This window comes from Acinetobacter sp. UBA5984 (genome assembly GCF_002429925.1).
GTDB lineage: Bacteria > Pseudomonadota > Gammaproteobacteria > Pseudomonadales > Moraxellaceae > Acinetobacter > Acinetobacter variabilis.
In genome coordinates this window covers 1-8,877 of sequence record NZ_DJBE01000058.1, presented here as the reverse complement: position 1 = coordinate 8,877, position 8,877 = coordinate 1, and the positions used below count along the sequence as shown (strand labels likewise).

Annotated in this window: 9 protein-coding genes and 2 pseudogenes; 7 read left to right on the top strand and 4 right to left on the bottom strand. The window is 35.5% G+C overall.

Annotated features, from left to right (window positions below; genetic code table 11):
- Window positions 1–88: 88 nt before the first annotated feature.
- Window positions 89–430 carry a hypothetical protein gene (locus B3J29_RS09815; protein WP_286965195.1) on the bottom strand — a complete coding sequence of 114 codons (342 nt, stop codon included), beginning with the start codon at window positions 428–430 and terminating at the stop codon, window positions 89–91.
- Window positions 431–1,012: 582 nt separating this feature from the next.
- Here B3J29_RS09815 and B3J29_RS09810 point away from each other — a divergent pair.
- From B3J29_RS09810 to B3J29_RS09795, 4 genes are all read left to right on the top strand, one after another.
- Window positions 1,013–1,159, top strand: coding sequence for a hypothetical protein (locus tag B3J29_RS09810; protein ID WP_004785985.1), 147 nt, complete (start codon window positions 1,013–1,015; stop codon window positions 1,157–1,159).
- A 550-nt stretch (window positions 1,160–1,709) separates the two neighbouring features.
- A complete protein-coding gene (locus B3J29_RS09805; protein ID WP_004785981.1) occupies window positions 1,710–2,000 on the top strand; it encodes a type II toxin-antitoxin system HigB family toxin in 291 nt (96 codons plus the stop codon).
- Window position 2,001: 1 nt separating this feature from the next.
- Complete coding sequence (locus tag B3J29_RS09800) at window positions 2,002–2,403, top strand: helix-turn-helix domain-containing protein (protein ID WP_286965193.1); 402 nt, start codon at window positions 2,002–2,004, stop codon at window positions 2,401–2,403.
- A gap of 212 nt (window positions 2,404–2,615) precedes the next feature.
- The gene (locus B3J29_RS09795; RefSeq protein WP_004785976.1) at window positions 2,616–2,768 is read left to right on the top strand and encodes a hypothetical protein; all 153 of its coding nucleotides are present in this window, start codon (window positions 2,616–2,618) and stop codon (window positions 2,766–2,768) included.
- A 91-nt stretch (window positions 2,769–2,859) separates the two neighbouring features.
- On the opposite strand, the pseudogene B3J29_RS09790 reads toward B3J29_RS09795, so the two are convergent.
- The 3 genes and pseudogenes from B3J29_RS09790 to B3J29_RS09780 form a co-directional block, all read right to left on the bottom strand.
- Window positions 2,860–4,162 (bottom strand): annotated as a pseudogene (locus B3J29_RS09790) (DUF4113 domain-containing protein).
- On the bottom strand, window positions 4,159–4,716 hold the full coding sequence (locus B3J29_RS09785; protein ID WP_159122954.1) for a LexA family protein: 558 nt from the start codon (window positions 4,714–4,716) through the stop codon (window positions 4,159–4,161). The pseudogene B3J29_RS09790 and the gene B3J29_RS09785 overlap by 4 nt, the downstream one beginning before the upstream one ends.
- A 119-nt stretch (window positions 4,717–4,835) precedes the next feature.
- Entirely contained in the window at window positions 4,836–5,471 is a 636-nt protein-coding gene (locus B3J29_RS09780) for an SOS response-associated peptidase (RefSeq protein ID WP_286965187.1), read from the bottom strand.
- Between the two features lie 320 nt (window positions 5,472–5,791).
- On the opposite strand from B3J29_RS09780, the gene B3J29_RS09775 reads away from it, so the two are divergent.
- The 3 genes and pseudogenes from B3J29_RS09775 to B3J29_RS09765 all read left to right on the top strand — a co-directional run.
- A complete protein-coding gene (locus B3J29_RS09775; RefSeq protein ID WP_286965185.1) occupies window positions 5,792–5,932 on the top strand; it encodes a hypothetical protein in 141 nt (46 codons plus the stop codon).
- A gap of 260 nt (window positions 5,933–6,192) precedes the next feature.
- The gene (locus B3J29_RS09770) at window positions 6,193–6,534 is read left to right on the top strand and encodes a hypothetical protein (protein ID WP_005235426.1); all 342 of its coding nucleotides are present in this window, start codon (window positions 6,193–6,195) and stop codon (window positions 6,532–6,534) included.
- 2,164 nt (window positions 6,535–8,698) lie between these two features.
- Window positions 8,699–8,877 (top strand): annotated as a pseudogene (locus B3J29_RS09765) (IS3 family transposase); the annotation flags it as partial.

Below are 8,877 nucleotides of genomic sequence, written 5' to 3'. Positions count from 1 at the left end.
ACGAATGCCAAGAAATCCGGAGGGCAAATATTAACCAAAAAGAAGATCGTTTTTTGATTTATGAAAGAGATCTATTGTTCAGAATAAATCAGCATTGAATATTGGCTTTTACTTTATAAAAGTCGAGCGCATTTTTCAGATCTTTCAGTAGTTCCTGCTCATCATATTCTTGTGGCATCAGTTTTATTAGGGCCGGCATATAATGAGTTTTATATTCTTTAGGATAATCCTCACATAAAATATGTGTTCTTTCCTCAAGACTGATAGTAGAAGAATCTAATTTATCTAAATAAGCACTCAATCGGGCATCGGATTTTTCAAATTGAGCTTTCACTGCTGGATCAGGTTCAGCTGATACATCTGCCTGTTGTTTCTGGCAGCCTGTGATGGCCAATGCCAATAGGGCAATTATGAATAATGATATTTTCATGGCAACAATATATTGTTATCAGTCATTGGAAAAATTATAAAGAGAAATGAGTGAAAGAGCACCTGCCTTTAAACTCATTGACAGCTGAGAAAATAAAAAATGAAAAAGACTTTGATAAAATAAGTCAAATATCTACCAATATGTATAAGTTGCATATTTGCTTTTATGACTCACTTGATTGAATGAAAACTGCATAAACCAAAGTTTTTTTGTATTTAATTGCATCTAAGTTGATGAAAAATAGCCAATAAAATATAAAACATAACCTATATTCAACATTTGGTAAAAAAGCCTCTATATTTCATATACATATTAGATGCATGACAAGTGGTACTTTATCATCACTATAACAACTCAGATAAAATAATTTAAAATCAGCAAGTTAAAAAGCCCTGTTTAATCCAGACAGTTAAACAGGGCCTATTTTTTAGATCATAAATATGTCAAAAACAGATGATTCTTCGATATTTATCCTTCACATAAGTTTTCATATACAACATAAAACCTGAAAATACGTTCAAGTGTGAAACATGAATAGATGTTATTTATATATCTCTTTTCATGAAAAGACAGGGTAGAGCTATGATGAGATGTATCTGTGCATTTGGTATGGGTGTCATGGTGGGATGTTGCTTTAAATCTTGCAAAGAAAAAATGTGCCGGATGATGAGCAAGGATCACGGTACCAAAGACCAAGCGCCAAAACATGAAGAGAGTGTACAAATTTAGAGACTATAGCTTGCCTGTGCAATCGCAGTACAGGTGAGTGATTCAATCGTTTCAAGGTAAATAAATCGTGGAGCTGTAAGCCCATTATCTTTAAAGCAACTAAGCTCGATCCATGATCGAGCTGTTCACAATCAGGAGAAACACATGTTCCAATTTATATGTTGTTTATTTGGTCTTCATGGTGCGACTGAAATTGATTACACAGTCGATGATTTCGAAGTCAAAAAGTGTCGTGATTGCTTGAAAGATTTAAATTAACTTTCTAGACCTTTGTGGTTTAGATGGATGTTGAACCCCCGTTCGATTGTAGATTGACGGGGGTTTTCATTTTTTTATCATTGCTATTTGAAAATAGAACCAACATATCCACGCTAATTCATAAATATTGATAGTTAATTAATAAAGATTATTAAAAATAAGGGTTTATTTAATTTTAACTTGTGATTTGATCATAACAATACTCATCTCAACTAAATTCATCCTTTAAGCGTTATTGCAATATGCGATATTTAGGTTATACTTTCAATATAGCAAAATGCGATAAATAATCATGCATGTGATCACTCACGCTCGGATTCTGGAAGCAATGCAAAAGTGGCCACACGCTGAAACTGCATTGGATGGTTGGTATCGACTTATCAAGGCCAATGATCCTAAGGACTTTGCCGACATGAAGCGATTATTTCCCGCAGTCGATAAAGTCGGGAAATTTCATGTCTTTGATATTGGTGGCAACAAGATCAGGTTGATCGCAGTTGTGATGTATCAGGCAAAACGTGTCTATATTCGCCATGTCTTATCCCATCAGGAATATGACAAAGGTCATTGGAAGGAGGCTTAATATGAATGCAATGATTAAACAGGCCGTTGATCACTGGCGTTATGTTGCACCATTGCTTAGCAAGCCAGAAACTGAAGAAGACTTTAATACCCTTACTGAAGCTTTAGATGAACTTCTGGATATTGTAGGTGATGATGAATCGCATTCCTTAATGGGGCTGATTCTTCAACTGGGTGACTTAGTCTCAGCTTACGAGCATGAGCATTTGCCGATGCCAGAAGGCGATGGACGTACGGCATTGGCTTTCCTGATGGAACAGCATGGTCTCAGCCAATCAGATCTATCTGACATAGCTACCCAGTCGGTCATTTCTGAAATCCTGAATGGTAAACGTCAGCTCAATATCCGTCATATTAAAGCTTTGTCTGAACGTTTTAATGTTTCTGCAGATACTTTCTTTTAAGTAATAAGAAACCAAATTTTAAGATCTATGAGCTGTGTTTCCTGAAAGCAGGTTGCACAGCTAGACAGATTTAGATTAGAACAAGAAGTCTATATAAGCTCGGATTAGAAGAATATATGTTTATTAAAATGTATGGAAAACATAAATATTATTGATGTTTAACCTTATATGTCCTAATAATTTTCTAAGCATCTAGAGAAAAGGGAATATATATGACAACTCATGCAGACCACCAAACAGAACAAGAAGATAATCCGCAAAAAGAATCTAATGATGATAAAGGCAATCAAGCAACCTATAAGGGTGTAAAGCCTGAGAAAAAGCCTAATGCCGAACCTGAGCATCCGCTGAGGGAGCAAAAGTAAGATATGAATATCAGAAAGCCCTAATTAAATTTAGGGCTTTTTTGATTTGAGTCTCGGAAAATTTCTGCTTTACTTTACTGGGAAGATGAAATTAATGATCAATCTTTAACAGTCCATCCCAACTAAAATAATTCTGGCTTAGATGCTGTTGAGACATGGCCCAGCTCCGGTCAGGCATTTTAGTTGCTCCAATTGCCAGCTTTTGATCGCCAAATTTTTCTTTTACTTTTTCTAGCGCTTGTTGAAGCTTCTCATTTTTCTCAATCTGAGCATGATCAGAGAGCAAGTCATAGACATAGGCCGATTTAGGTTCAAGCGCCGTTAAAATACCCCCGCATTTTTTAAACTCTACACCTTCTGAAAACAGCTCATGCATCTGTTGCATCAATGCCCGGTTCATGACAACAGCGGAATCAGTGGGTTCAGGAAAAGCGATATTGATAGATTTATGATAAAAGGATGGATCTGTTCTTGTCAAAAAGATTGGATTGCGCGAAAGCAATGATGCAACCACATAAGGATTGATCTTCTCTTAAGCGTTTGACAGCATTTTGCAGGTAATCACTCATAGCTTCCGTTAAAGCTTCAAGATCCGTCACTCGGGAACCAAATGAGCGTGAAGAAATAATCTGCTTCTTGGGCTGGCACGTCTGTTCAAGTTCAATACAGGAAACTCCCTGTAATTCCATCACAGTTCTTTGCATAAGAACTGAAAATAATTTTCCGATTCGATGACAATCGGCCTGAGCTAAATCAAGAACGGTATATATACCTAAGTTCTTTAACTTTTTACTCTGCTGGCGCCCAACCCCCCAGACTTCAGCAACATCAATCAAGCTCCAGAAGTAATTTCTATGTTTTTGATTCATAGAAGAAAGATCGCAAACCCCATTAAAGCGTTTAGCTTTCTTGGCCATATAGTTGGCTAATTTAGCTTCGGTTTTGGAACGGCCAATGCCGACACAGACTGGTAAGCCAATCCACTGCAAAATACGCCGTCGCATATCCTGACCATATTCTATTAAATTATGATTTTTTGTATAAGCTGTAATTTTCAGAAAGCATTCATCTATGGAATAAACTTCCTGTTCACCAGGTGCTACATATTCAGACAGAATGGAATGAAAGCGTTTGGACATTTCTGCATATAGCGCATAGTTACTGAATAGCACCTGAACTTGATATTGTTCGACAATATCGCGAATCTGGAAGAGTGGAACAGCCATTTTAATGCCGAGATCTTTTGCTTCCTGCGAACGTGAAACTACACAGCCGTCGTTATTTGACAACACGATCACAGGTACGTGATTTAGTTTCGGATTGAATAGGCGCTCGCAACTGACATAGCAGTTATTGACATCAATCAGCGCATAGATTTCCTGCTGATATTTCATCTGAATTTTTTAATGACGTTGGTGACTACGCCCCAGATTTCAAATTGCTGACCTTCTACAGGATGAATATCGGGATAGTCGTCATTCTCGGCTTTTAGCCAGCAACCCTTTACATCGACAATCAGCCGTTTGACCGTAAACTCGTTATCTACACAGGCAATCACAATATCTCGGTGTTGCGCTTCAATGCTACGATCTACAATCAGAGCATCATTGATATCAATACCTGCATTCAGCATCGACAGCGAATTGGCACGAACAATGAAAGTGGCATTGGCGTTATTGATCAGGAATTCATTCAGATCGAGTTTTTTATCAATATAGTCTTGTGCGGGTGAGGGAAAACCAGCCTGAACGCGTTCAGTGACCAAAGGAATTTCCATTTGAGTAACGGGATCAAACTGGCGAATATCACTGATTTCATTTTCTTTTTTAAGTGATTTTAAGTATGCTTTGATATCTAGGACCTTAGATTCAGGTACACGAATTACTTTGGTTTCTTCGGCCTTTTTTCTGCCTGCACCAATTCTAAAGCCCCCATGTGAATTTGTCATAACTCTGCTACTTCTTGATTTTTGTTACATTAATCAAGATTGTAATGATAGCTTTATTTTTATACAAATAAAATAAATGATTTAAAATCAGATATGAGTGATTAAATTGCTTTTATATTTCAATTTTCCGACAAACGGGGATCTCGCGGCTTTGCAATAAATTCATCCCGCATTTCGAAGAAAAACTCACTTGCTTCCTCATGATTGCAGTGCAGCCAATCCTGTCTTGACTCTTCCGGTATCACAATAATCGAGCGTTTTTCATCATTCGGATTATGGAATTGTTTCATAAAAGGATGCTGATTTGCATTAATCGTGAGCATTGAAAAAGACCGAACTTTTTCACTCTCAATGATTGCATCATCATAAATGGCTGCAACAGTAAAAGGATCGCCGTCTTCACGAGATATTGCATACCAATGAGATTTGCCATCAATGTATTTGGGTTCATAGAACGTATCTACAGGTACCAAGGCAAACTGATTGTTTTTCCAGGCATGCCGAAAACTTGCTTTTGAGGCAACCGTTTCAGTCCGGGTATTATAAGTATGCCGACCAAATTTTAATTCTTTGGCCCAGGAAGGGATAAGTCCGAAACGTGCGATATCCAGTTCAAACTCGTCAGCACCGCGCATAATGATGGGAGCGGGAGCCAAAGGATATACATGCGTTTTCATATCTAGTTCAAGTTGCTCTTCATGAATGTCTAATAAAGAGAGACGATGTTTTGAGGGAAATTCATAGTTTGAACACATGGGAGAACGCTCTCATGATGATCTATCATGAGAATTAAAATATAAGAGAGATAAGTTCAAAACAATTTGAATATCGTAAGTTAGATTTTAATCAGAAAGCAAGATTCTTATTTTATAAGTATATATTTAGAGCCTAAAAATATTTAACTCAAGAATATTTTAAGTAAATTTAATATTATGAAAAGATTAAAATTTTATTTGATCTATATAGATATACATAATTTAACTTTTTATTTAAAAAAACACTCTAAATGGCTTTGGAAAGCTACAAATATAGATGTTAGTTATATAGGCTTGCAATTATGAGCATGAGGTGAAAAATGAAGTTATTAACGTTAATTGGTGCAGGTGTACTTGCAGGTTATTGTTATAAAAAAATGAAATACAAAAAGGATGGTTCAAATCATCCTGGTACTCAGAATGAACGGGTAGATAGTCAAGCAGCAAATCCTGTTGAATAATCTCTTGAAAGGACCTCACCACTAGCAAGAGAAGGTTGTGAGGTCTCCCATTCTTTCAGTAGAGTCATCTCTGATATGTCTCATATAATTTTCAGAGCTTTACTATTTGTAGAGAAACAGCAAGCTATTTTTCCTTTTCATCTGTTCTAAATTTCCCTGATTAAATTTATTGATAAAGTTGAATGGTTTACAAAACTATTCATTTTAATAATAGCCATACTTTAAAAGTAATGTGATCCTCTTTCTCAGGAGAACAGCTTATGAAAAAACTAATTATCTTGCCTCTTGTAGCTTTAATACTTCTGGGGTGTAGTCAACCAAATACCCAGCAAGAAGCTGACTCTAAGATCCTACAGGATGAGGATTTAAAAAAATTTAGGGAGATGGTAAGGAATGCTTTACCGAATTCAGATCTGGTTCAATTTCATCAACAAGAGGGAGAATGTGGTGAGGTTAGTTTTAGAGATAAATCTACGAATGAAATGAAGCATCGGAGGTTTATTTTAGTGAATAAAAATATTGTACTGATTGAAAGACGGCAGATAGATCAGGAATATTTTGACCTTTCATGGAGGAATGCATGTCGAGATTATTTCGGGTAAAGAAAGAATATTTATTAAAATTCTTATTTGAAAATAGTGACCGCTATAATCGAATATCAATAAAAACATTTAATCATTGAGCCACTCTTTAGGGTGGCTTTTTAATGTCTAAATTTCTGAATTTTGTTCGAAATATGATTACTGAGTATATCGGTATTTCATATACTAGCTTCGTACCAATAAATAGAATATTGATCAATTTATATAGATAATAAACATAAAAATTATTTAAAAAAGGAGCAAAAATTGCTTCTTGAAAGCATAGCTTTTGCTTTAGGTTGTGGATATGTATCTCTTTAAAATATGCGGCATTATTTTCCTTGTCATCCTTGCTGTTTCTCTAATGGTTTTAGGTCTTATTTATCAGGATCCTTTATTTGCTTTGATCGGGCTATTGTTCACGGTTTGCGCAGTATTATTATTTTCCATGATCAAGGAAAGTTTTGCTGATTTTTAGATCACTCATTTCGTTTAAAAGTTTAAAAGTTTAAAGATTTGGAGTAGAGATCAAGGTGAATAGCAGGATGATAGCGATCAATATTATGCACCGAGATGGAGTCAATAATTTGGAAAAGTAATCTTATTAAAGAGTATTCAGATCAATAAGTGGAATAAGGAAGACTTATATAGGCAACCAGTCATGTGGATTAGATTGATAAGATGATCTGATAACACACTCATTGCTAGGTGCTATTTTGTATAAGTTCATCGAAAGATGGGCTTTTTTGTTGCCTAAAATAAAGCTTCATTAAGCTCAACTAGGAAATTATTGACTCCAAAGATCACAATTCAGACTTTTTATGGATGGATAGATATTTAATTTATATATATTTATATTTGTCATGAATTGGCTATTGTTTGACCGCTGTACATTTCGTCAACAATCCTGAATCAGCGCAAAATGATAAAGGGGAAGAGCCCACAGCAATGTGGGCTTTTTTTATTGCCTAAAGAAAAGTTTGGCTTAATTTCTTACTATATATCTGGCTTGAATAGCCTAGCTAAGCTAAGTAATAGATCTGGTCAAAGATTAAGATTAACTAGAAATTTGAATAAGTGACTTATTTCTATTTTATCGGTCAATATGATTGTTAATCATCGACTTAATATAAAAGTGTGATTGACTGCATACAATATTTTCATTATATTTTACCATATGTTTAAAAATCTCCACGTTTTGAATTTAGAGTTCTGCCCACATCGTCCCCAATGATGTGGGTTTTTTTGACTCAAATATACTGATTAATATTTTTATTTACTTATGCTTAATTTATGAACGCTAGAAACAGTAGTATCTAGTTCCATGGAGAGGCTATTTTTACATCAATAGGTATGATAGATTAGAGTTCTGGCGGTAACTGCCAATGTGGGTCAGTCCAGCAAGTTTATCTTGTGACACTCCCGCCGTTTGAAGTGTTACTATGAGGAAGCTCGCCAAATGGTAGGCTTTTTAAGAATTCAAAGTTCATATACCCGCATTCCATGACTTGCGGGTATTTTTTTGTTTGGTGTAATGTGGATCAAGGACTTTGAATGTTGAATGTTGAGACTTGGTATTGTATATTTTACCAAATGTTGAAAATTGGTATATCGGTATGTGGGATTTTGTAAAAAGTTTTAATAATTCTAATACTTATTTAATAATTTCCTTTGTTTTGTTGTTAGTGCTTTCTATGTATTTTTACGTGATAGATCCTATGTAAGAAAATTAAGTTTAAAAAGCTCACCAAATGGTGGGCTTTTTTTATTGATGTTTTATTAATCAAATAAGTGGCATACTAGGTCTCTTGTCTAAATCAAGTTGAATCCTTGTGAAAAAGAAAAGGGTTGTGATTTTATGCGGAGTATTATTAGCACTTATATTCTTTTTGTGTTTTCACGTACATAACCTTTCTAAAAAAGAGAGGTTGGAGAGTTTAGAGAGACTATCCAGGGAGGTTGCAACCTCCAAATAACTTTTCAACAAAGATTAAATGAAAGCTCATCGAAAGATGGGCTTTTTTGTTGCCAGGAGAAAAGTATGCTCCAATTCATATTCTGTTTGTTTGGCCTACATGGTGTCACTGAAATCGATTACACGGCTGATGATGAAGAAATCATGAACCGTACCGGGTTTGTCGGAGAGTCAATATTCTGAGTGAGAAGCACTGCTTCGCAAGGTTCGATGACAAAATTAAAATATACCCCTGAAATCAGAGAAAGAACGGTTCAATTATTGATTGAATCTGAAAAAGATTATCCATCGAATTCGGCTGCAATCACAGCAATTGCGCCTAAGATTGGTTGTACTCCTGAAACACTTCGTGCCTGGCATCAAAAGTATTTAGATCAGCAAAATCCTAT